The organism is Caulobacter flavus (genome assembly GCF_003722335.1).
Lineage (GTDB): Bacteria > Pseudomonadota > Alphaproteobacteria > Caulobacterales > Caulobacteraceae > Caulobacter > Caulobacter flavus.
Window position 1 is genome coordinate 5,151,123 of sequence record NZ_CP026100.1, and the last position, 20,484, is coordinate 5,171,606.

The 20,484-nt window shown below is 69.6% G+C and carries 25 protein-coding genes and 1 pseudogene; 13 read left to right on the forward strand and 13 right to left on the reverse strand.

The features are described 5' to 3' along the window. Window positions 1-16: 16 nt before the first annotated feature. Window positions 17-505 carry a hypothetical protein gene (locus C1707_RS23495; protein ID WP_101711383.1) on the forward strand — a complete coding sequence of 163 codons (489 nt, stop codon included), beginning with the start codon at window positions 17-19 and terminating at the stop codon, window positions 503-505. Window positions 506-512: 7 nt separating this feature from the next. Here C1707_RS23495 and C1707_RS23500 read toward each other — a convergent pair whose 3' ends face one another. From C1707_RS23500 to C1707_RS23535, 8 genes are all read right to left on the reverse strand, one after another. Beyond that, window positions 513-1,403 (reverse strand): TraB/GumN family protein, encoded by an 891-nt coding sequence (locus C1707_RS23500; RefSeq protein WP_101711384.1) that lies wholly within the window; start codon window positions 1,401-1,403, stop codon window positions 513-515. A gap of 47 nt (window positions 1,404-1,450) precedes the next feature. Beyond that, complete coding sequence (locus tag C1707_RS23505) at window positions 1,451-2,125, reverse strand: hypothetical protein (RefSeq protein ID WP_101711385.1); 675 nt, start codon at window positions 2,123-2,125, stop codon at window positions 1,451-1,453. 1 nt (window position 2,126) lies between these two features. Then, window positions 2,127-2,321: a helix-turn-helix transcriptional regulator gene (locus C1707_RS23510; protein WP_101711386.1), complete on the reverse strand. Its 195-nt coding sequence runs from the start codon at window positions 2,319-2,321 to the stop codon at window positions 2,127-2,129. 7 nt (window positions 2,322-2,328) lie between these two features. Next, the gene (locus C1707_RS23515; protein ID WP_101711387.1) at window positions 2,329-2,781 is read right to left on the reverse strand and encodes a hypothetical protein; all 453 of its coding nucleotides are present in this window, start codon (window positions 2,779-2,781) and stop codon (window positions 2,329-2,331) included. A gap of 82 nt (window positions 2,782-2,863) precedes the next feature. Continuing rightward, a complete protein-coding gene (locus C1707_RS23520) occupies window positions 2,864-3,130 on the reverse strand; it encodes a hypothetical protein (RefSeq protein WP_101711388.1) in 267 nt (88 codons plus the stop codon). 168 nt (window positions 3,131-3,298) lie between these two features. Beyond that, a complete protein-coding gene (locus C1707_RS23525) occupies window positions 3,299-4,180 on the reverse strand; it encodes a kinase (protein WP_420808288.1) in 882 nt (293 codons plus the stop codon). Window positions 4,181-4,210: 30 nt separating this feature from the next. Then, entirely contained in the window at window positions 4,211-5,086 is an 876-nt protein-coding gene (locus tag C1707_RS23530; RefSeq protein WP_101711390.1) for a TraB/GumN family protein, read from the reverse strand. A 76-nt stretch (window positions 5,087-5,162) separates the two neighbouring features. Beyond that, entirely contained in the window at window positions 5,163-6,191 is a 1,029-nt protein-coding gene (locus tag C1707_RS23535; RefSeq protein WP_101711391.1) for a 2'-deoxycytidine 5'-triphosphate deaminase, read from the reverse strand. A gap of 234 nt (window positions 6,192-6,425) precedes the next feature. Here C1707_RS23535 and metZ point away from each other — a divergent pair, with 234 nt between their 5' ends. From metZ to C1707_RS23555, 4 genes are all read left to right on the forward strand, one after another. Further along, window positions 6,426-7,610: an O-succinylhomoserine sulfhydrylase gene (metZ, locus tag C1707_RS23540; protein ID WP_101711392.1), complete on the forward strand. Its 1,185-nt coding sequence runs from the start codon at window positions 6,426-6,428 to the stop codon at window positions 7,608-7,610. Then, the gene (gene apaG, locus C1707_RS23545) at window positions 7,591-8,055 is read left to right on the forward strand and encodes a Co2+/Mg2+ efflux protein ApaG (RefSeq protein ID WP_101711393.1); all 465 of its coding nucleotides are present in this window, start codon (window positions 7,591-7,593) and stop codon (window positions 8,053-8,055) included. Before metZ ends, apaG begins: the two co-directional genes overlap by 20 nt. A gap of 72 nt (window positions 8,056-8,127) precedes the next feature. Then, entirely contained in the window at window positions 8,128-8,763 is a 636-nt protein-coding gene (locus tag C1707_RS23550) for a hypothetical protein (RefSeq protein ID WP_101711394.1), read from the forward strand. Window positions 8,764-8,859: 96 nt separating this feature from the next. Further along, complete coding sequence (locus tag C1707_RS23555) at window positions 8,860-9,147, forward strand: hypothetical protein (protein ID WP_101711395.1); 288 nt, start codon at window positions 8,860-8,862, stop codon at window positions 9,145-9,147. 144 nt (window positions 9,148-9,291) lie between these two features. On the opposite strand, the gene C1707_RS23560 is transcribed toward C1707_RS23555, so the two are convergent. Together C1707_RS23560 and C1707_RS23570 are read right to left on the reverse strand one after the other, a co-directional pair. Beyond that, window positions 9,292-10,200 (reverse strand): Hsp33 family molecular chaperone, encoded by a 909-nt coding sequence (locus C1707_RS23560; RefSeq protein WP_101711396.1) that lies wholly within the window; start codon window positions 10,198-10,200, stop codon window positions 9,292-9,294. Between the two features lie 153 nt (window positions 10,201-10,353). Continuing rightward, entirely contained in the window at window positions 10,354-11,673 is a 1,320-nt protein-coding gene (locus tag C1707_RS23570; RefSeq protein ID WP_164467445.1) for an amidohydrolase, read from the reverse strand. A gap of 120 nt (window positions 11,674-11,793) precedes the next feature. Between C1707_RS23570 and C1707_RS23575 the strand changes: the two genes are divergently transcribed. From C1707_RS23575 to C1707_RS23590, 4 genes are all read left to right on the forward strand, one after another. Further along, window positions 11,794-12,528, forward strand: a complete 735-nt coding sequence (locus tag C1707_RS23575; RefSeq protein ID WP_101711397.1) for an NUDIX hydrolase — start codon at window positions 11,794-11,796, stop codon at window positions 12,526-12,528. 2 nt (window positions 12,529-12,530) lie between these two features. Continuing rightward, window positions 12,531-12,977 (forward strand): DUF6265 family protein, encoded by a 447-nt coding sequence (locus C1707_RS23580; RefSeq protein WP_101711398.1) that lies wholly within the window; start codon window positions 12,531-12,533, stop codon window positions 12,975-12,977. Window positions 12,978-13,058: 81 nt separating this feature from the next. Beyond that, window positions 13,059-13,226, forward strand: coding sequence for a 50S ribosomal protein L33 (gene rpmG / locus C1707_RS23585; protein WP_010920317.1), 168 nt, complete (start codon window positions 13,059-13,061; stop codon window positions 13,224-13,226). Window positions 13,227-13,316: 90 nt separating this feature from the next. Further along, entirely contained in the window at window positions 13,317-14,069 is a 753-nt protein-coding gene (locus tag C1707_RS23590; protein ID WP_276310644.1) for a glutaminyl-peptide cyclotransferase, read from the forward strand. Between the two features lie 162 nt (window positions 14,070-14,231). Here the strand turns inward: C1707_RS23590 and C1707_RS23595 are convergent, their stop codons facing one another. After that, window positions 14,232-15,596, reverse strand: coding sequence for a PleD family two-component system response regulator (locus C1707_RS23595; protein WP_101711399.1), 1,365 nt, complete (start codon window positions 15,594-15,596; stop codon window positions 14,232-14,234). A gap of 6 nt (window positions 15,597-15,602) precedes the next feature. Continuing rightward, window positions 15,603-15,971, reverse strand: a complete 369-nt coding sequence (locus C1707_RS23600; protein WP_101711412.1) for a response regulator — start codon at window positions 15,969-15,971, stop codon at window positions 15,603-15,605. Between the two features lie 123 nt (window positions 15,972-16,094). On the opposite strand from C1707_RS23600, the gene C1707_RS23605 reads away from it, so the two are divergent. Both C1707_RS23605 and C1707_RS23610 read left to right on the forward strand, forming a co-directional pair. Further along, complete coding sequence (locus C1707_RS23605) at window positions 16,095-16,751, forward strand: hypothetical protein (protein WP_101711400.1); 657 nt, start codon at window positions 16,095-16,097, stop codon at window positions 16,749-16,751. Window positions 16,752-16,761: 10 nt separating this feature from the next. Further along, window positions 16,762-18,017 (forward strand): annotated as a pseudogene (locus C1707_RS23610) (DNA polymerase IV). A 202-nt stretch (window positions 18,018-18,219) separates the two neighbouring features. Here the strand turns inward: C1707_RS23610 and C1707_RS23615 are convergent. Beyond that, window positions 18,220-19,116, reverse strand: a complete 897-nt coding sequence (locus C1707_RS23615; RefSeq protein ID WP_101711401.1) for a LysR family transcriptional regulator ArgP — start codon at window positions 19,114-19,116, stop codon at window positions 18,220-18,222. Window positions 19,117-19,183: 67 nt separating this feature from the next. Between C1707_RS23615 and C1707_RS23620 the strand changes: the two genes are divergently transcribed. Continuing rightward, window positions 19,184-19,825: a LysE/ArgO family amino acid transporter gene (locus C1707_RS23620; protein ID WP_101711402.1), complete on the forward strand. Its 642-nt coding sequence runs from the start codon at window positions 19,184-19,186 to the stop codon at window positions 19,823-19,825. 88 nt (window positions 19,826-19,913) lie between these two features. Continuing rightward, on the forward strand, window positions 19,914-20,483 hold the full coding sequence (locus tag C1707_RS23625; protein ID WP_240633805.1) for a hypothetical protein: 570 nt from the start codon (window positions 19,914-19,916) through the stop codon (window positions 20,481-20,483). Window position 20,484 lies beyond the last annotated feature (1 nt).

Genomic DNA, 20,484 nt, shown 5'->3' on the forward strand with positions numbered 1-20,484 from the left:
AGCGGGGGAAAAAAGCATGGCCGAGCTCAAGGCAGCCCTGTGCCCGCACTGCGGCACGCACAACAACTTCTACGCCGATCGGGCGCTCGCCGCCGTCTGCGGCCGCTGCGAGCGCAAGGTGTTCGAGCGGCGGGCGCTGGCCGTCCTGCCCGACGACATTCTCCGCCACTCCACGCCGGACGAGCCGCCCCCTGGCAAGATACCGGTGCTGCTGATCTGCTTTGGCCGCGTGCCGGGCAGCATGGTGTCGATAGACGTCCACCGCTACGCCCAGCGCTTCGAGCCCCAGGTTCGGGTCCTGACCATCGACCCGCTGGAGCACGACGCCTTCGCCACCCGCTACGCCGTGCGGGCCATTCCCACCGGCATACTCCTGCGCGGCGGACGCGAGGTGGACCGGACGACCGGCGCGCCTTCCGAGCGGAGGGATCCGATCGCCCGCATGCTGCAGAGGCAGGGTTTCTCGCCGCCCCTGTTCGGAGACGCGCCGACGACGCAGGCCTGAACGCGTCCTACTGGACGCGCTCGACCTTGATCCCGCGCTTGGCCAGCAGAGTCTGGACGCTGTCGGGACCGACCAGGTGGCCGGCGCCGACGGCGACGAAGCTGACGCCCTTGCCGTCCAGCTTGGTCTTCAGTTCGTCGGCCCAGGCGGTGTTCCGGGCGACGATCAGGGTGCTGTAGAGCGGCTTGTACTTGGTGCGCATCTCGGTGACGAACTGGCCCTCCAGGGCCTTCACGTCGCCGTCGGCCCAGGCCTTGACCAGGGCGTCGAGCTTGGCGGGGCCTTCGTCGACCTCCTCCAGGGTCGCTTGCAGCAGCGCCACCTCGTCGGCCTGCGGCAGGTCGGCGAAGAAGCGGATCTGCTGCTCGGCCGTCTCCAGCGACGCCACGCCCTTGCCGCCGGCCTTCAGCTCGGCGGTCAGCACCTGCTCGACGCCCTTCTTGGGATCGAAGCCGGCCTTGATCATCGGCGCCATGGCCAGGGTGATGGCGGCCATCCAGGGACGGAAGGCCTCGAGGCCCGCCGCCGGCACGCCCATTTCCTGGCCGTAGGTCTTGGTCTTCTCCCAGTCGGCGGGCGCCAGCTTCTTCGACAGCGGCGTGGCCTGGTCGATGCCGTACTTGATGATGAGCGGCTGCATGACGGCCATGTCGTCGGCGCCCACCACTTCCAGCACCAGTTCGTCGGTCGACTTCAGCGCCGCGTCCAGCTTGGGCGAGCGCCACTGGGTCTCGGGCCGCAGCACGTGGACCGTGCCGAAGAGATAGATGGTCGAGTCGTGGTCCTGGATCTTCCACAGCGCCGGATCGGCCAGGGCCTGGGTGGCGGCCCCCAGGGCGATGACGGAGGCGAGGCCGGCGACGACGCGACGGGCGGCTTTGGCGGACGAGCGGAGCATTCGGATCCTCTTGGGTGAAACGGTTGGGAAAAGGTCGGGGCGACCGGTCAGTCGACGAAGCCCCGTCGCCAGGCCACGATCATCGAGATCAGCAGATAGGCGATCATGTTGATGTTGACGGCGTCCCACAGCGTCAGGGCCGGCAGCAGGAAGAGCCTTTCGCCGGCCGCCCACAGGAACAGCAGCCCCTGCAGCAGGCCGTAGGAGACCGCGGCCGTCTCGGCCATGGTGCGGCGCATCAGCTCGTCGCTGCGCACCCACAGCGTGATGTTGCCGGCCGTCTGCACCAAAAACAGCGCGATCAGGCCGGTCATCACCGCCGAGGCCAGCAGCGGCGACAGCGGCACGAACAGGGCCGCGGCCAGGGGCGGCGCGGCCAGCATGCCGGCGGCCAGCACCAGCACCCCGCCCTGCCCGGCGTAGAAGCTGGCCTGGGCGGGCGTCGCGGCCCGGGCCGCCTCGTCGCCGTTGATCCGGCGGCCGAGCGCCTTGCGGCTGAGGCTGACCAGAACGGTCACCAGGCCGACCGCCACCAGGAAGGTCGCCAGGCCCAGCGAGACCACGTCGCTGGTGGAGAATTCCACGTCGCGCCAGTAGCCCTGGCGCTTCATCCAGATCAGGGCCCGGCCGGCCGCGAAGCCGACGGGCGCGCCGACGGCCATCAGGATCAGCGCCCGGCGGGCGCGCGGCGAGAGCTTATGGGCGGTGGAAGCGACGCTCATGTCAGTCTTCGTCCTGGAAGATGGCTTCGATGGGCTGGCCGAACAGGCGGGCGATCTTGAAGGCCAGCGGCAGGCTGGGATCGTACTTGCCCGTCTCCAGCGCGTTGACGGTCTGGCGCGAGACGTCGAGGCGCTGGGCGAGATCCGCCTGGCTCCAGTCGCGTTCGGCGCGCAGCACCTTGAGGCGGTTCTTCATCGGGCCCTCAGCGTCGCGCCAACCACCAGCCGGCCCAGAACAGGCCGTAGCCGACCAGCTGGCAGCCGCCCAGCAGCCCCATGCCCAGCAACACCGCCTGGGCCGTGCTCATGTCGGACGGCAGCAGCGGCTCGACCGTCCTGGGCATGGTGTGGAGCAGGATGAACGGCACGGCGGCGGCCGCGAGGCCCGTCGAGCCGCCCCAGTACCAGGACCACTTGTGGGCCTCGCGCGCGGCCTCGTCGGCGACGCGCCACCAGCGCGCGCACAGCCACAGCATCAGGGCCATGACCGCGACCACCGCCAGCGAGATCGCGATTAGCGAAAAGACGGCCAGCTCGGGCTTCAGCTTGGCCAGTTCGGCGATCACGGCGGCCGCGACGCCCAGCACGAAGGCCGCGCCCAGCGAAGCGACCACGGTGGTCACCAGCCGTCGTCGCGCCAGTCCCTGCCCCGCCATGCCAAGCCCCCTAGTCAAAATGACAAGGAACTTTGACATCAGAACACGGAGTGGTGTCAAGGACGCTGGACAGAATTCCCGTTTAGGCGGCGGCGCGCCCGCTGCGCCAGTGCAGCGGCGCCGGCGTGGCGACGCCCAGCGCCTTGGCCAGCCAGTGGGCCTTGGGATCGGCGTGGATCAGCCAGCCGTACTGCGAGAAGCGGTCGCCGTAGTCGTCCCAACGGATCACCCGCCCGTCGGCGTCGCACCGCCACACCGCCTTGTCGCAGCCGGGAATGCGCTCGGCGCGCTCCCAGGCGGCCACACGCTGGCTGTGGGTCGAGAACGGACCGGAGAAGAGGCGGTTCATGACGCGGCTCCAATCGACGCGGCGCGGATCCGACAAACGAATCTGCGTGTAATCGCAACAACTGGACACTAGCACTTGGTGACGGTTAACGCCGCCCACACCACATGTAGTGCGACGCCATGCCGCGCGACAGCTTGAACATGTTCATCGACTTGCCTTTTGAGCGACTCAGGACGGCGTAAGCGGCCGCCGCGCGGCGTCCAGCGCCACGTGGACGTCGGCGCGCGGCGGCAGGTCGTGGGCGCACCAGGCGGTCAGGCGTTCGTAGTGGTCGAGGAAGCGCTCAAGCGCCGGCGGATCCATGCCGCCCGAAGCGCCCCCGGCAGCCAGCCGGGCCTGCAGCCTGGCCTCCTGCTCGCGGCGCCAGGCGCGCACGGCGGCGAAGTCGGGCGCGGTCAGCACGGCCAGCCAGTCGATGCAGGCGAAGAGGTCTCGATAGGGGCCGGCCAGTGCCGCGTCGACGAAGCCGCGCCACGCGCCGTCCGGGTCCTCGTCGCGCTCCAGGGCGTTGACCGGGCTTGCCAGGGCTTCGGGTCCCTGAGGCCGCGCGCCCAGGCACCAGCCCTCCAGCAGCACCACGTCGGCCGGACCGTCGAACACCGGCCAGGCCGCGCGCGGCGCGCGATCGTCGGCGGCCTTGTCGAAGCGCGGCAGGACCGTTCTCTCCTGCCCCGCCAGACCATCCAGCACCGAAAGGCCCAAGGCGACGTCGTGCGTGCCCGGCGGCCCGCGCGTGGCCAGCAGCGGATGGACGTCGCGCGCCAGGACCCGGCGCTCGGCGCGGGTCAGGCAGAGGTCGTCCAGCGACAGGACGGCGGCCTTCAGCCCCGCCTCGGCCAGAAGGCGGGCGACCGCCGCCACCAGGGTCGACTTGCCCGCTCCCTGCGGGCCCGACAGGCCGGCGACGAACCCCGGCCGGCCATGCGCGCGGGCCGCCGCGATCAGCCGCTCGGCCAACGGCCGATGCAGGACGCGGAAGGTCTCGGCGAAGCCGGCGTCGAGCCGCTCGTCGCGCATGAAGTCGGCAAGCCAGGCGGGGTCGGGCGCGATCATGCCCCGACCATGCACCGCTTCGCGCGGTTACTGCACCCGCCGCACGCGATAGCCGCGCGCCTTCATCAGGGCCGGCAGGCCGTCGGGGCCGGCCATGTGCAGGGCCCCGACCGTGACCAGCTCGACGCCAGAGCCGGCCATCTCGCGGTCGAGCACGTCGGCCCAGGCCAGGTTGCGGCGCCTTAGCAGGGCCTCGTAGAGCTGCGGCCGATCTTGGCGCATGCCCTCGACCAGGATCGCCCCCAGGCGGTCGACGTCGCCCTTCAGCCAGGCCTGTTGCAGATCGACGCCCCGGCGCGGCGGGGCGTTCTGCTCGGCGGCCACGTCGTCGAGGTACTGCACCTCCACCATCTCGGGCAGGTCGGCGAACAGCCGCAGCTGCTGCTCGAAGCTCTCGAAGGCCAGCACCGGCTTTTCGGCGCGCACCGCCTGGCGTGTAACGGCGGCGTCGGCCCCGTCCTCCACCGAACCGCCCGCCTGGGTCATCGGCAGCATCGACAGCATCATCGCCGCCGCCCACGGGCGCAGGCGGTCGACGCGGTCGAGGCTGGCGCCGCGGCTGTCGAGGGCCGCGCGCAGGCTGGCCACGGTGCGCGGCGGCAGCTTCTCGGTCAGGGAGCGGTCGAGATCGACGCCGTAGCGGTCGACCAGCGCCTTGACCGCAACGGGATCGGCGTCGACGCGGGTCTCGAACCACAGCTTGTCGGCGCGGGCGTAAGCGCGGTCGAAGGCCGGGGTGCGCCAGCGCACGTCGGGCGACAGCACGTGCATCGAACCGAACAGGTAGATGCGGGAATCGCCGTCGCTGACCTCCCACATGGCCGGCGCCGCGCGGGCGACGCCCGACAGACCCGCCAGCGCGACCAAGGCCGCCGCCGCGCCCCTAACCCAAGCCAGAACCATACGCCGTCCCCGACCAAAACTCGGGGATCACGCTAGGACGAAGCGGGTTAACCAGGCGAGCGCGCCGCGCCGCGGCCTAACGCCACGCCTTGAAGTGCTTGGAGAGCTTCAGCCCCTGGCGCTGGTAGTGCGAACCGCCTTCGCCATAGAGGCGCGCGGGCCGTTCGGTCAGGGGCTCGTAGACCAGGCGGGCCACGGTCTGGCCGTCCTCCAGCAGGAACGGCGTCTCATGGCTGCGCACCTCGAGCACGCCCTTGGAGCCGACGGCGCCGGCCTCCTCGGTGCCGAAGCCCGGATCGAAGAAGCCGGCGTAGTGGACGCGGAACTCGCCGACCGACGGGTCGATCGGGGTCATTTCGGCCGCTTCCATCACCGGGATCTCGACGTCGTCCTTCGAGGCCAGGATGTAGAACTCGCCCGGATCGAGCAGCAGCTCGCCGTGGCGGGTCTCCAGCGGCTCCCAGAAGTCACGCGGATCGTGGCCATCCTCGTGGTCGAGGTCGACGACGCCGGCGTGGCGCCGGCCGCGGAAGCCGACGATGCCGGTCTCGCCCGGGGTCAGGTCGACGCCGACGCTGCGGATCGCCAGCTTGACCGGATCGCCGAGCTTGAGGCGCAGCTGGTTGAGGCGAGTGCCGGCGCGGACCAGCACCGAGAAGGTCTGCGGCGCGATCTCGATGTAGAGCGGACCCTCGTAGCCGGCTTCGATGTCGTCGAAGGCCTTGGAGTGGTCGCTCAGCAGACGGACGAAGACGTCGACCCGGCCGGTCGAGCTCTTGGGATTGCCGCGGGCGGCGACGTTGGCCGGCAGGGCCAGACGCTCCTGTATCTCGGCGATGTAGACGCAGCCCTTCTCGAGCACTGCGCCCTTGGACAGGTCCAGCTCGTGCATGGCCACGTCCTTGAGGCGGTCGGGCACGCGGCGCGAGACGCCCGGCAGGAACGAGGCGCGCACCCGCCAGCAGCGCACGCCCAGGCGCAGGTCCAGGCTGGCCGGCTGAACCTGGTCGCGGTCGAACGGGGTCTGCGAGGTGATCGCCTCCTGGGCGATCAGCGACTCGATGGTCTGGCAGGGCAGAATCCCTGCGGCGTGGGCGTCGGTCATCGGCGGCACACTCTCTAAAGCGCCGCCGCGAGGCAAGGGCGCGATAGGAGCCGGTGCGAGAATCTGGGGGCCGCCAGCCGCCATTTCATGACGCCCGCCAGGCGACCTTGGCCGCCGTCGTGCTCGCCCGCCGCGCTCGGACCGTGACGAAGCACGGAAAGATCGCCTATACCCACCGCGATTGCGTCGGCGGCAAGTTGTCGATGCGGGCCTTTTCGTCGTCGGGAGTACGCCGTGTCCGAAGATCCGAAGAACTGGGACGTCGCCACAAAGCTGATCCGTGGAGGCCTCGCCCGTTCGCCGTTCATGGAGACCGCCGAGGCGCTCTATCTGACGCAGGGCTTCACCTACGACAGCGCCGAGGGCGCCGATCGCCGCTTCTCGGGCGAGGATCCGGGCTTCGTCTATTCGCGCTTCAACAACCCGACCGTGAAGATGTTCGAGGACCGCCTGGCCCTGCTGGAAGGCGCCGAGGTGTGCCGCGCCACGGCCACGGGCATGGCCGCCGTCCACTCGGCCCTGATGGGCCTGGTGAGGGCCGGCGATCACGTTGTGGCCGGCAACGCCCTCTTCGGCTCGTGCCGCTGGCTGGTCGCCGAATGGCTGCCGCGCTTCGGCGTCGAGACCACCTTCGTCGACGCCACCGACATCAAGGCCTGGGAAGAGGCCATCCGCCCCAACACCAAGGCCGTGCTGATCGAGACGCCCTCGAACCCGGTGCTGGCGATCACCGACATCCGCGCGGTGTCGGACCTGGCCCACGCCGTCGGCGCCAAGGTCATCGTCGACAACGTGTTCGCCACCCCGATCTTCCAGCAGCCGCTGGAGCTGGGCGCCGACGTCGTCGTCTATTCGGCCACCAAGCACATCGACGGCCAGGGCCGGGTGCTGGGCGGTGCGATCCTGACCACCGAGGCGATCAACGAGGAATTCTACCGCGACAGCATGCGCCACACCGGCCCGTCGCTGTCGCCGTTCAACGCCTGGGTGATGCTCAAGGGCCTGGAGACGCTGGACCTGCGCGTGCGCCGCCAGACCGACAGCGCCGCCGCCCTGGCCGACGTCATGGCCCAGCACAAGAAAGTCACGCAGGTCCTCTACCCGTTCCGCGCCGACCACCCGGGCCACGAAGTCGCCAGGAAGCAAATGACCGGCGGCGGCACCGTGATCGCGCTGGACCTCGGCTCGCGCGAGGCGGCGTTCAAGTTCCTGAACGCGCTGGAGATCGTCGACATCTCCAACAACCTGGGCGACGCCAAGTCGATGGCCACCCATCCGCCGACCACCACGCACCGCTCCGTGCCGGAAGAGATGCGCCCGCTGCTGGGCGTGACCGAGGGTGGTGTGCGCCTGTCCGTGGGCCTCGAAAGCCTGGCTGACCTGACCCGCGACGTGACCCGTGCGCTCGACCAGGCGTGATTCAAGCCCGCCCCTGAAGCGGATCCGTCGGCGCCGCGGCCCCGACACCGGCATCTACGAGGCCCGCACGCGCGACATCGTCGTGCGGGTCGCGCCCTGCTACCTGCCCGAGGAATCCTCGCCCGAGCAGGGCCTCTACCTGTGGGCCTACACCGTCGAGATCGAGAACCACGGCGTCGAGACCGTGCATCTCGTCGCGCGGTGGTGGAAGGTCACCGACGCGATGAACCGCAGCAACGAGGTCGAGGGCTCGGGCGTGGTCGGCGAGCAGCCGGAACTGCGGCCGCGCGAGGCCTTCCGCTACGTCTCCAACTGCCCGCTGCCGACCACCTCGGGCACGATGGTCGGCCGCTACCAGATGGTCACCGAGGCCGGCGAGGCGTTCGACGCGCAGATCCCCGAGTTCTCGCTGCACCTGCCCGGCGCGGCGCGGCGTACGAACTAGCGCGGCAATGGCGTTCCCAAGAACACAACCTTGAGCTAGCACGTCGTCATCCACGATCGGGGAGCCAGGGCGATGACGAACTACACCATCCAGGTCTTGAACCAGTCGCGGTCCGAGAAGAGCTACGCGCTCTTCATGCAGACGCCCCAGGTCGTCGCCAACGGCGGCGCGCCGCAGGTCTACACCAACGCCTGGGCGACCTTCGGGGCCGTCACCAACGGCGGCTTCGACCGGATCACCTTCGACGAGTCGACCTACGCCTACTGGAGCGAGCCGCCGGCCGGCCCCATGCTGAGCGGCGGGGTGATGCCGGTGAACCCCGAAACGCGGGACACGGTCGCCTTCAGCGGCGGTTCGCCGACCGGCTTCGTCACCGTCACGAGCCCAGGCACGGCCCAGGCAGGATCGTTCTCGATCGTCACGAGCACCGACTTCACGCCGGCCAACGGCTATCTGCTGGGCGTGGCGGGCGTCTCGAACTCGCCGATCCCGACGCCCAGCGCCACGTTCGAGGCCCTGCCGAACGAGATCTACAACATCACGCCGGTCAACAAGTTCTACGTCGCCGAAGGCTCCTACACGCCCGGCCAGGTGATCGACGTCGCGGCGGCGGGCGCCACCGCCGCGATCGACTTCAGCGGCCGCCCGCAGACCACGGCCACCATCGTGCAGCAGCCGGACGGCAGCTTCTCGCTGACCTACGAGTGACGAGACGGCCCCGAAACGGGGCTGTTGCCAAGTAACGGCGTTCTGCGTTTACTTCCCTGGCGGCGCCAGACCGCGAAAACACAGGGAGGTTGCGGCGTGGCCGACTACGAGTTCACCCTCATCAACCAGAGCGACGACGTCCAGAACTCGACGGTCTTGGTGTTTCAGAAGGCGGCGGCCAAGCCGGTGAGCCTGGCGCGGTCGATCCCGCCGGGCGGCTCGTCGAAGATCAGCTTCAACAATCTCGAACCCAGCGCCCAGGCCTATCTGGTGCTGGGCGAGCGACCGCACCTCGACGACGGCGGGCCGCCGGAGGGTTCGGTGCGGCTGGACCTGGACCTGACGCACGAATACGTCATCAAGCGGCCGGAAGGGCGGCACTAGGGCCAAGAAACCTCCCCCTCTGGGGAGGCGGCCGAAGGCCGGCGGGCCCGCTTTCAGCTTTCGAGGCATGGGGGAAGTTCGCAATCACTCCCCCCACCGATCGCTACGCGATCGCCTCCCCCAAAGGGGGAGGTTCCCGATCGCCTAAGCCGCGCCGTCGGGCTCGAGCGCGTAGACGCGCGAGCAGTACTCGCAGGTCACGTGGATCTTGCCGTCGGGCTCGATCATCTCGGCCTTCTCTTCCGGCGAGAACGACTGCAGCACCACGCCGATCCGCTCTTCGGAGCAGCGGCAGAAGGCGCGCAGCGGCTTCTCGTCGATCAGGCGCACGCCGTCCTCGTTGAACAGGCGCCACAGCAGGGTGGCGGTCGGCACGGTCGGGTCGATCAGTTCGTCCTCGCCCGTGGTCTCGAACAGCGCCTGGGCGTGGTTCCAGGCCTCCTTGGTCTCGCCGCGCGTCTCGTCGCCGGCGATGGTCTGGATCAGGATGCCGCCGGCGCGCCAGGTCATGCCCTCGCCGGTGTCGACCTGGCCGACGGCCAGGCGCACGCGGGTCGGGATCTGCTCGGACTGCATGAAGTACTGCTCGGCGCACAGGGCCAGGCTCTCGCCCTCGATGGCCGTGACGCCCTGGTATCGCTCCATGTCGGCGCCCTGGTCAAGGGTCATGATGAACACGCCGCCGCCCAGCAGGGTCTTGGCGCCCGGACGCGCGAAGCCTTCCGAAACGGCCGCCACCTCGTCCGGATCGAACCGGCAGTAGCCGCGCAGGCCGCCGCTGGTGTCGTAGTCGACGACGACGTAGCGCACCGGGCCGTCGCCCTGGGCCTGGACGATCAGGCGGCCCTCGAACTTCAGGCTCGAACCGACCAGGGCGGCCAGCGCGCAGGCCTCGCCCAGCAGGTTGGCCACGGGCTCGGGGTAGGAATGGCGGGTCAGCACCTCGTTGACCGCTTCGCCCAGCCGCACGACGCGGCCACGCACGGGCAGGCCTTCGATCTGGAAGGCGGAAACGAGGTCGTCGGACAGGATCTGGGGGGCGGCGTCGGTCATGGGGCGGTTAGATAGGCGCTTCCACGAAAAATGCGAGGGGGGCGTGCAAAACCCCCTCCGGCCCTCCGGGCCACCTCCCCCAGAGGGGGAGGATCTAGATGCTCCCCCTCTGGGGGAGCTGTCGCGAAGCGACTGAGGGGGTAGCCGAAGGCGCTACTTCCTCGCCAGGTAGTCCAAGGCCATGAACACCTCGGCCTTCACGCCGGTCTCCAGCACCGCCTCGTCGATGTCGAAGTACGGCGAGTGGTTGGCCGGCGCGCCGGCGGCCGGGACGTCGGCCTTGCGGCCGCCCAGCTGGACGAACACGGCCGGGACCTTCTGGCCATAGAGGGAGAAATCCTCGGCCCCGGTGACCAGGGCGGCCTGGTCGTCGACCTTGCCGGGCGAGGCCTTCTCCAGCGGGGCCTTGACCCACTTCGACAGGGCCGCGTCGTTCCAGGTGACCGGATAGGGCTGGGTGAACACCGCCTCGGCCTTGGCGCCATAGCGGTCGCCGATGGCGGCCACGGCCTTCTGGGTCTTGGCGATCACCTCGGCCTTGCGCTCGGGCGTGAAGGTGCGGAGCGTGCCGCTCATCACCAGGTCTTCGGGGATGATGTTGTTGCGCACGCCCATGTTGATGGTGGCGATGGTCAGCACCGTCGGCGAGGTTCCGACGTCGATCTGGCGGGCGGCGATCTGGTTCAGGGCCTGGACGATGTCGGCCGAGATGCTGGCCATGTCGATGCCGGCCCAGGGGCGCGCGCCGTGGGTCTGCTTGCCCTTGACCGTGATGGTCAGGCGGTCGGCGCCGGCATAGAAGCCCTCGGGACGATAGTTCAGGGCGTGGGCGTCGCCCGGGCCGATGTGCAGGCCGAAGATGGCGTCGACCTTGGGATTGTCGAGCGCGCCGTCGGCGATCATCAGCTTGGCGCCGCCCTCGTCGCCGGCCTGGGGCCCCTCCTCGGCCGGCTGGAAGATGAAGACCACCGTGCCGGCGATGTCGTTCTTCATGCCCGCCAGCACCGTGGCCGCGCCCAGCAGCATGGCCACGTGGGTGTCGTGGCCGCAGGCATGCATCACCGGGACAGTCTTGCCCTCCCAGGTGGCGGTGGCCTTGGAGGCGAACGACAGGCCAGTCTTCTCCAGCACCGGCAGGGCGTCCATGTCGGCGCGCAGGGCCACGACCTTGCCGGGCTTGCCGCCCTTCAGCACGCCCACCACGCCGGTCTTGCCGACCCCTTCGCGAACCTCCAGGCCCAGGGCCTTCAGCTCCCTGGCCACCAGGGCGGCGGTGCGGACCTCCTGGTTGCCCAGTTCCGGATGCTCGTGGACGTCGCGCCGCCAGGCCACGACCTTGGGCTGGACCGCCTTGGCGGCCGCTTCGACCTTGCCCCCCTCTCCCTTGCTTCCAGCGGGCGCGGCCAAGGCTGGAACCGACAAGAAGCCCGCCGCCGTCAGGGCCAGAACCGAAACCGTCTTGAGCGCGCCCATTCCCGACTCCTTGAGAAGACTTTCCGCCGAGCTTGGCGGTTCCTCCACCGTGGTCAAGGCCGCGCGCGCTTTACCTAAGGAACGGCTTTGCAGGATCGTCACGGAGACTAAGCTTCGTCCATGACCGAGCCCACATTCGACTCCCCGACGTTTGACTCAAGGGACGATGGCGAAGCGCTGGATCCCGCCTCCGGCGTCATCCGGCCGCGCCACGCCGCCACCCTGATCGTAGTGCGCGACGACGGTCCCGCGCCCCGGGTGCTGATGGGCCGGCGCAACCGCGGCCACGCCTTCATGGCCAGCAAGTGGGTGTTTCCCGGCGGGCGGGTCGATCGCGGCGACTACGGCGCGCCCTCTGCCACCGAGCTGGATCCCGAGGTCGCCACGCGCCTGACGGCCGAGCCGCGTCATCCCTCGCCCACGCGGCTGGCCCGGGCCCTGGCCCTGGCGGCCGTGCGCGAGACCTTCGAGGAGACGGGCCTCCTGCTGGCCAGGCCGGCGCCCGCCCGCCCCGGAGCCGGGGCCTGGCGGCCGTTCCTGGCCCAGGGCGCGCTGCCCGACCTGTCGCCGCTGGCCTTCGTGGCCCGGGCCATCACCCCGCCCTACCGGCCGCGCCGGTTCGACGCCCGCTTCTTCATGGCCCCGGCCAGCGCCCTGCTGAGCCTGGATCCACAACCCGACTGCGGCGAACTGGACGAGATCGCGTGGGTGACCTTCGACGAGACGCGCGACCTTGATCTGCCCAGCATCACCCGCATGGTGCTGCGCGAGACGGCCCTGCGCCTGAAGGACCCCGGCCGTCCCGCGCCGTTCATGCGATTCCTGCGCGGCAACGCCGTGATGACGGAGCTCTGACCATGCTCGCCCTCCTCTTCGCCCTGCAGGCCGCCCCGGCCGCGCCCGCCATCGACCAGGCCGCCTTCCTGGCCGGCTGCTGGCGGCAGGAGCGCCCGAACGGCGTGGTCGAGGAGCAGTGGCTGGCGCCCGGCGGCGGCATGATGCTGGGCATGGGCCGCACGGTCCGCGACGGCGCGGCGAGGAGCTACGAGTTCACGCGAATCCAGGAAGCCGACGGGCGACTCACCTTCTTCGCCATACCCTCGGGCCAGCCGGCCGCGGCCTTTCCGCTGAAGAGCGCCGCCCCTGGCGAGCTGGTCTTCGAGAATCCCGCCCACGACTTCCCCCAGCGCGTGATCTACAAAAGCCAGGGCGAGAACGGCCTTTTGGGCCGGATCGAGGGCGAAATCGGCGGCAAGGCGCGATCCGTCGACTTCCCCTACAAACGATGTTCAGGCGCCGATTGACTTTGCCCCGTTCATGCGTATGTTCCGCGCCTCTCATTTCGACCGCGCGGAGACCTGCGCGACCACCGCAGGGATACGACCATGGCCAAACCGGCTTCGATCAAGATCCGCCTGAATTCGACGGCGGACACCGGCTTCTTCTACGTGACCAAGAAGAACGCCCGCACCAAGACCGAGAAGATGGTGCTGAAGAAGTACGATCCGGTCATCCGCAAGCACGTCGAATTCCGCGAAGGCAAGATCAAGTAAGATCGCCTCGTCGCACCGACGATTCTCGAAAACGCCCGGCGGCAACGTCGGGCGTTTTTGTTTTTCCGGTCCCCAGTCCAGGATACGCGCGTGATCGTTCGCCTCGCCCTCGCCTTCTCCGTCATGGCCGCCCTGCCCGCCTGCGCCCAGCCCGCGCCGGTGCAGAGCTACGAGGTGGTCCGCACCTACCCCCACGACCGCCAGGCCTTCACCGAGGGGCTTCTGGTGCGCGACGGCCAGCTCTACGAGAGCACGGGCCTGGAAGGCCGCTCGTGGGTGCGCAAGGTGGACCTGGAGACCGGCGCGGTGCAGCAGCAGGCCGCGCTGGAGCCCAAGTACTTCGGCGAGGGAATCGTCGACTGGGGCGACGAGATCGTCCAGCTGACCTGGCAGAACGGCGTCGGCTTCGTGCGCGACCGGGCGACCTTCGCCGTCAAGTCGACCTTCAGCTACACCGGCGAAGGCTGGGCGCTGACCAAGGACGACCGCCGCATCATCATGAGCGACGGCACCGCCGAGCTGCGGTTCCTGGATCCCAAGACCCTGAAGGAAACCGGCCGGGTGAAGGTCACCGACGACGGCAAGCCGGTGGACCAGATCAACGAGCTGGAATTCATCAAGGGCGAGGTCTGGGCCAATGTCTGGCAGACCGACCAGATCATCCGCATCGATCCCAAGACCGGCAAGGTGGTCGGCCGCCTCGACCTGTCGGGCCTGCTGACGCCGCAGGAAGCCGCCCGCGCCGACGTGCTGAACGGCATCGCCTACGACGCCAAGGCGGATCGGATCTTCGTCACGGGCAAGTTCTGGCCGTGGCTGTTCGAGATCAAGGTGGGCAAGTAGGCCTTCTCCACCCCGTCGTCGCTTCCCTAGGCCCTGTGCCTAGGGCCCATGGTTCAACCGCTCAGACCTGAGATGCACGCCCGCGATCTGAGCGGGGGCGCGATGGACCCTGGGCACAGGGCCCAGGGAAGCAATCATCTAGAGACTTGGAAAAGGCGGCGCTCAGGCCGCCTTGCAGACCACGGCGTTGCGGCCGGCGGCCTTGGCTTCGTAGACGCCGCTGTCGGCGCGCTTGAGCAGGGCCTCGGGGGTGTCGCCGGCGCCGGTGGTGGCCGAGACGCCGACCGAGATCGTCACCGTCAGCATTTCCTGGCCGCCGGCCACGCGGAACGGCGAGCCGGCCACGTGCATGCGGATCCGCTCGGCGATGCGCACGGCGTCGGCCAGCTGGGTGTCGGGCATGATCACCGTGAACTCCTCGCCGCCGTAGCGGCAAGGCAGATCGATGGCGCGGACGTTGGAGGCCAGGCGCAAGGCGAATTCGCGCAGCACCTCGTCGCCGACGTCGTGGCCGAAGCCGTCGTTGATCTTCTTGAAGTAATCGATGTCGATCAGCAGGGCCGAAACCGGGTCGCCGCCCATGGTGGCGCGGTTGACCAGGGCCGACAGCTGGCCGGTCATGTAGCGGCGGTTGTGCAGGCCGGTCAGCGGGTCGGTGACGGCCAGCTCCAGCGAGTGGTCGAGGTTGTTGCGCAGATAGTCGGTGTAGCGCTTGCGGCGCACCTGGGTGCGGACGCGGGCGGCCAGCTCCTGCGGGTCGATCGGGCGCGGCAGCACGTCGTTGACGCCGATGTCCAGCGCCTTGACCATCCGCGGACGGTCGTCGGGATCGACCACGGCCAGGATCGGCAGGTGACGGGTGCGTTCGCTGGAGCGCAGGGTCGCCGAGAAGCGCAGGCCGTCGAAGCCGCGGGCGGCGGCGTTGACGATGACCAGGTCCACCGGACCGCTGGCGCTGATTTCGGCCTTGGCCAGGTCGGTCTCGATCACCGGACGGTGCTCGACCGCCAGTTCGGCGGCCACGCGCTGGGCCTGGCGTTCGTTGTCGTCGACGATCAGCACGCGGCCGCCGATGCCGTCCAGGCGGGCGGCGGCGCCGGCGATCACGCCGATGCGGCGGCCCGAGGCCTCGCGCTGGCGCAGTTCGTCGATGACCATCTTCAGGCGGGTCAGGCTGCGCACGCGGGCGAACAGCATGACGTCGTCGATGGGTTTCGTCAGGAAGTCGGCGGCGCCGGCCTCCAGGCCCTGGATGCGGTCGCCACGCCCGTCGAGGGCGGTGACCAGCACCACCGGGATATGGCGGGTGGCGGCGTCTTCCTTGAGCTTGCGGCAGACGGTGAAGCCGTCCATGCCGGGCATCATCACGTCCAGCAGGATGATGTCGGGCAGTTCCTCGGCCGCCTTCGCCAGGGCCGTCGGGCCGTCATAGGCGTAGGAGACCTGATAATACTCGGCCGAAAGCTTGGCCTCGAGCAGGCGCACATTGGCCTCGATGTCGTCGACGACGAGGATTCGCGCGCTCACGGCCTGTTACCTCTCCAGCAGTCGGCGGATGGTGTCGAGGAAGTGCGACACCGAGATGGGCTTCGAGATGTAGGCCTCGCAGCCGCCCTCGCGAATCCGCTCCTCGTCGCCCTTCATCGCAAATGCCGTAACAGCGACCACGGGTATATGTGACAGATCGTCGTCCTCTTTGAGCCACTTGGTCACTTCCAGGCCCGAGATCTCGGGCAGCTGGATGTCCATGAGGATCAGATTCGGGCGATGCTCGCGGGCGATCGACAACGCCTGCAGTCCCTCGCGGGTCTGCAGGGTCTCATAGCCCTGGGCTTCGAGCAGATCATGAAAGAGCTTCATGTTCAGCTCGTTATCCTCGACGATGAGGACCTTCTTCGTCATCCTGACCCCGACCATACGGTCCGTGGCGACACGTGAGGGATTCGCGCCGCTTCTTCATCCTCAGATCGCACGAATATCCTTAAGCCCGCGCTAATCGCGTTTCCAACGACCGATCGCACACAAATGGACGCCCGCTCTCTCGACCTCAAGACCTGCACGCTAGACGCGCACCGACCGCTCGTCATCGTCGATGTCGACGAAGTGCTGGCCCAGTTCATGGCCGGCTTTGGCGCGTTCGTCGCCCGGCACGGCTTCGAACTGCGCGTCGACCGCTTCGCGCTGTTCCAGAACATCTATCGCCCCGGCGAGACCGAGCACCTGGACCTGATCGCCGGCCGGGCGCTGTTCGACGACTTCTTCCGCGATGGCGGCGAGGACCTCGAGCCCGCCGCGGGCGCGGCAGACGCCCTGGCCGACCTGTCGCTGAACGCCAACGTGGTGATCCTGACCAACGCCCCCGAGCACGGCCGCCAGACCCGCGCCCGCTGGCTGAAGACCCATGGCTTCGACTATCCACTGATCATCAATTCGGGTCCCAAGGGCCCGTCGGCGGCCGATCTGGCCGGGCGGGTCAAGGCCCCGGCGGTATTTGTCGACGACCTTTTGCCGCAGCTGGAATCGGTGGCCGCCAGCGCCCCGGCCGTCGGCCGCTTCCAGATGGTGGCCGACGAGCGCCTGCGCCCGCTGGCGCCCAGCGCGCCCGACCGCCACGCCCGCATCGACCTGTGGCCCGACCTCAAGGTCGCCATCCGCGAGGCGCTGGCGCTCGACGGGCGATGAAGGCCCCCGGATGAAGGCTCTCTGCAGAGACTGTCTGTGGACCGGCGAGCGCAAGGCGCCGCGCTGCCCGTCGTGCGGCTCGCCGCGCACCGTCTTCCACGAGGAGCTGGGCGCCCTGTCCATGGCGCACCTGGACTGCGACGCCTTCTACGCCTCGGTGGAGAAGCGCGACGATCCGTCCCTGCGCGACAAGCCGGTGATCGTCGGCGGCGGCAAGCGCGGGGTGGTCACCACGGCCTGCTACATCGCCCGGATGAGCGGGGCGCGCTCGGCCATGCCGATGTACAAGGCGCTGCAGCTGTGCCCCGACGCCGTCGTGGTGAAGCCCAACTTTGCCAAGTACAAGCACGAGAGCGCGCTGATCATGGCCCGCCTCTCGAACCTGACGCCGCTGGTCCAGCCGCTGTCGCTGGACGAGGCCTGGATCGACCTTTCGGGCACCGAGCGCCTGCACGGCGCGCCGCCGGCGGTGATGCTGGCCAAGGTGCAGAGGGAGATCGAAGTCGAGCAGAACCTCACCGTCTCCATCGGCCTGGCCCCCAACAAGTTCCTGGCCAAGATCGCCTCGGAACTGGACAAGCCGCGCGGCTTCTCGGCGATCGGCGCGGCCGAGGCGGTGGCGTTCCTGGCGACCAAGCCCGTTTCGATCCTGCCCGGCGTCGGGCCCGCCACCGTCTCGACCTTGCATGGCCTTGGCCTGCGCACCGTGGGCGACATCGCCAACGCCGACCTCAAGACCCTGGCCAAGGAACTGGGCGCGGGCGGTCTGCGGCTGCACCGCCTGGCCCACGGCGAGGACGCCCGGGCCGTCGATCCCGACAGCGTGCGCAAGACCATCAGCGCCGAAACCACCTTCAACGACGACCTCTTCCGCCGCGAGGACCTGGAGGACCAGCTGTGGCCCCTCTGGAGAAGGTGGCCAGGCAGGTGAGGCGCGAGGAGGTGGCCGGTCGGGTGGCGACGCTGAAGCTGCGCACGCCCGACTTCAAGATTCACACCCGTCGCCGCACCCTGCCCGTCCCCACCCAGACGGCCCAGACCCTGTTCCAAGTGGCGCGCGAACTGCTGGCCGCCGAACCGCCCGGCCGTTCCTACCGCCTGATCGGCGCGGGCCTGACCGAGTTCGTCCCCGCCGTCGGCGCGGCCGACGACTTCTTCGCCGGCGACGAACGCCGGGCCCTGAAGAGCGAGACCGCCGTCGACGCCCTGCGCGGCAAGTACGGCCTGGGCGCGGTCGTCACCGGCCGGGCGCTGAAGAACCGCTAGGGTCCGTACTCAATTGCGCGAACAATTCTGCTTGTCATCCCGGCCGAAGGGCCGCGTAGCGGACCGTAGAGCCGGGACCCAGGGGCCACCTGCATTGCGCCGGCTCCTGGGTCCCGGATAAGCGCTTCGCGCTTTCCGGGATGACGGGCGATAGGCGATTGAATTTCTTCGATCCGATATCCCGCTCAATTGTGTCCACGCCCTAGGCCTTCACCAGGGCCTCGCCGGCCATCGTCCGCACCGCCGCCGTCAGCCGGTCCAGCAGCCGCGCCGCCAGCCGGGTGCGCTGCCAGTAGAGCGCGACGAGAATGGACCGGCCTGGCGGCAGCTCCACCAGGCGCCCCGAGGCCAGATGAGGGGCGGCCAGGCTGCGCGGGGTCATCGCCCAGCCCAGCCCCGCCAGGTTCATGTCGAGCATGCCTTGCGTGGCCGGGGTCCAGTGCACTGGGCCTTCCGGACGGACGCCCAGGGCCTCGTGCGCCCAGCGCGCCTGCAGGCCGTCGCGACGGTCGAAGCGCAGCAGCGGCGCGTGTCGCAGGCGCTCGGCGTCGAAGCCGCCCGGGAACGCGCGGGCCATGAAGGCCGGGCTGGCGGTGGCCACGTACTCGATCGCGCCCAGCGGATAGGTCTTGCAGCCGACCACCGGCGCGGGATCGGCGGTGACCGCCGCCAGCACCTCGCCGTCGCGCAGCCGCTCGGCGGTGTGGGCCTCGTCGTCCATGACCAGGTCGAGCATGGCCCCGGTCTCCTCGGCGAACCGCGCCGCGGCCAGCGGGAACCAGGTGCTGACGCTGTCGGCGTTGACGGCGATGCGGACCACGGCCGGACCTTCCGACAGGTCGGCCAGGCGCGGCAGGTCGGCGACGAGATCGCCCTCCAGCAGCCGCACCTGCTCCACATGGGCGCACAGCCGCGCGCCGATGGCGGTGGGCCGGCAGGGCTGGCCGCGCGTCAGCAGCACCGCGCCAAGCCGCTCCTCCAGCCCCTTCACCCGCTGCGACACCGCAGACGGGGTGACGCCCAGCACGGCGGCGGCCTTGTCGAAGGCGCCTTCGCGCGCGACCGCCGCCACGGCCGCCAGCGACGCATAGTCCAGCATTAGCCTGCCTAATTTCGATTTAGTATCCTTAGTTAGACTACAGGCGCGCCCACGGCCATCAAGCGGCATGAGCACCGCCCTCCTCCCCGCCTTCGCCCTGCCCGCCTTCACGAAGGGCTGCGCCCTCTCGGCCGGCCTGATCGTCGCCATCGGCGCGCAGAACATGTTCGTGCTGCGCCAGGGGCTGAAGCGCGAGCACGTCCTGCCGATCGTGCTGTTCTGCGCCCTGGCCGACGCCTCGCTGATCATCGCGGGCGTCAACGGACTGGGCGCGGTGCTGTCGCTGGTTCCGGGCCTGTCCCTGGCGCTGAGCCTCGGCGGCGCGGCCTTCCTGGGCTGGTACGGCGTCAGCGCCCTGCGGCGCGCGGCCAATCCCGAGGCGCTGGCCCTGGCCGACCAGCCGAGCATCACGCTGGGCGCGGCGCTGGCCGGAACGGCCGCCTTCACCTTCCTGAACCCGCACGTCTACATCGACACGGTGATGCTGATGGGCGCGGTCGGCGCCAGCCTGCCGGCGCCCGAACGCCCGCTGTTCATGGCCGGCGCGGCCCTGGCCAGCCTGTCGTGGTTCTCGGCCCTGGGCTTCGGCGCCCGCTTCCTGGTTCCGCTGTTCGCGCGCCCGACCGCCTGGCGCGTGCTCGACATCGTCATCGGCGCGGTGATGCTGCTGCTGGCGGCCAGCCTGCTGATCGGCGCGGCCAGGCCCTAGATCACACCCCAGAGGACTCTGCTTGACAGAGTTATGCATCGAGATCACTCTGCACCACAGAGAGCTTTGAAGCTCCGTGGAGGATGTGATGGTGCTGAGCAAGACCGAGGCCGCCGCCGCGCTGGCCGACATACACGAAACCAACCGCCGGGGCGCCACCCTGCGGGGCTATCGGATCGGCGGGCCGATCCTGATGCTGTGGAGCGTGATCTGGATGCTGGGCTATCTCGGCATGGGCCTGTTGCCGCCGCACCAGTGGGGCTGGGCTTGGCTGGTGCTCGACACCGTCGGCGCGATCGGCTCGATCCTGCTGGCCAGGCCCGCCGAGAAGGCCGTGCGCGACTCCGGCGCCAAGGCGGGCGGCGCGACCCTGAAGATGATCGGCGGCATGGCCGTGGCCATCGTCTTCGTGATGTCGACCTTCTACGTCCTGAAACCGACCGACCCGGCCGCCTACCTGGCCTTTCCCGGCCTGATGGTCGGCGCGATCTACGGGGCCGTGGGCGTGTTCGTGGCCCGGCGCTACCTGGCGATCGGCGCGGCGATGTTCGCCCTGACCCTGATCGGCTTCTACGCCTTCCCCGAGGTGCTGGCCTTCTGGATGGCCGCCGCCAGCCTGGGGCTGTTCGTCAGCGGCGTCTGGCTGGCGAGGGCGTGAG

Coding starts and splice junctions, on each gene's coding strand:
- C1707_RS23510 (WP_101711386.1), bottom strand. CDS start 2,321: ATGAAGAACCGCCTCAAGGTGCTGCGCGCCGAACGCGACTGGAGCCAG.
- C1707_RS23615 (WP_101711401.1), bottom strand. CDS start 19,116: ATGCTGGACTATGCGTCGCTGGCGGCCGTGGCGGCGGTCGCGCGCGAA.
- C1707_RS23620 (WP_101711402.1), top strand. CDS start 19,184: ATGAGCACCGCCCTCCTCCCCGCCTTCGCCCTGCCCGCCTTCACGAAG.
- rpmG (WP_010920317.1), top strand. CDS start 13,059: ATGGCCAAACCGGCTTCGATCAAGATCCGCCTGAATTCGACGGCGGAC.
- C1707_RS23550 (WP_101711394.1), top strand. CDS start 8,128: ATGACGAACTACACCATCCAGGTCTTGAACCAGTCGCGGTCCGAGAAG.
- C1707_RS23580 (WP_101711398.1), top strand. CDS start 12,531: ATGCTCGCCCTCCTCTTCGCCCTGCAGGCCGCCCCGGCCGCGCCCGCC.
- C1707_RS23560 (WP_101711396.1), bottom strand. CDS start 10,200: ATGACCGACGCCGCCCCCCAGATCCTGTCCGACGACCTCGTTTCCGCC.
- C1707_RS23500 (WP_101711384.1), bottom strand. CDS start 1,403: ATGCTCCGCTCGTCCGCCAAAGCCGCCCGTCGCGTCGTCGCCGGCCTC.
- C1707_RS23570 (WP_164467445.1), bottom strand. CDS start 11,673: ATGGGCGCGCTCAAGACGGTTTCGGTTCTGGCCCTGACGGCGGCGGGC.
- C1707_RS23600 (WP_101711412.1), bottom strand. CDS start 15,971: ATGACGAAGAAGGTCCTCATCGTCGAGGATAACGAGCTGAACATGAAG.
- C1707_RS23530 (WP_101711390.1), bottom strand. CDS start 5,086: ATGGTTCTGGCTTGGGTTAGGGGCGCGGCGGCGGCCTTGGTCGCGCTG.
- C1707_RS23605 (WP_101711400.1), top strand. CDS start 16,095: ATGGACGCCCGCTCTCTCGACCTCAAGACCTGCACGCTAGACGCGCAC.
- C1707_RS23495 (WP_101711383.1), top strand. CDS start 17: ATGGCCGAGCTCAAGGCAGCCCTGTGCCCGCACTGCGGCACGCACAAC.
- C1707_RS23515 (WP_101711387.1), bottom strand. CDS start 2,781: ATGGCGGGGCAGGGACTGGCGCGACGACGGCTGGTGACCACCGTGGTC.
- C1707_RS23505 (WP_101711385.1), bottom strand. CDS start 2,125: ATGAGCGTCGCTTCCACCGCCCATAAGCTCTCGCCGCGCGCCCGCCGG.
- C1707_RS23535 (WP_101711391.1), bottom strand. CDS start 6,191: ATGACCGACGCCCACGCCGCAGGGATTCTGCCCTGCCAGACCATCGAG.
- C1707_RS23625 (WP_240633805.1), top strand. CDS start 19,914: ATGGTGCTGAGCAAGACCGAGGCCGCCGCCGCGCTGGCCGACATACAC.
- C1707_RS23520 (WP_101711388.1), bottom strand. CDS start 3,130: ATGAACCGCCTCTTCTCCGGTCCGTTCTCGACCCACAGCCAGCGTGTG.
- C1707_RS23575 (WP_101711397.1), top strand. CDS start 11,794: ATGACCGAGCCCACATTCGACTCCCCGACGTTTGACTCAAGGGACGAT.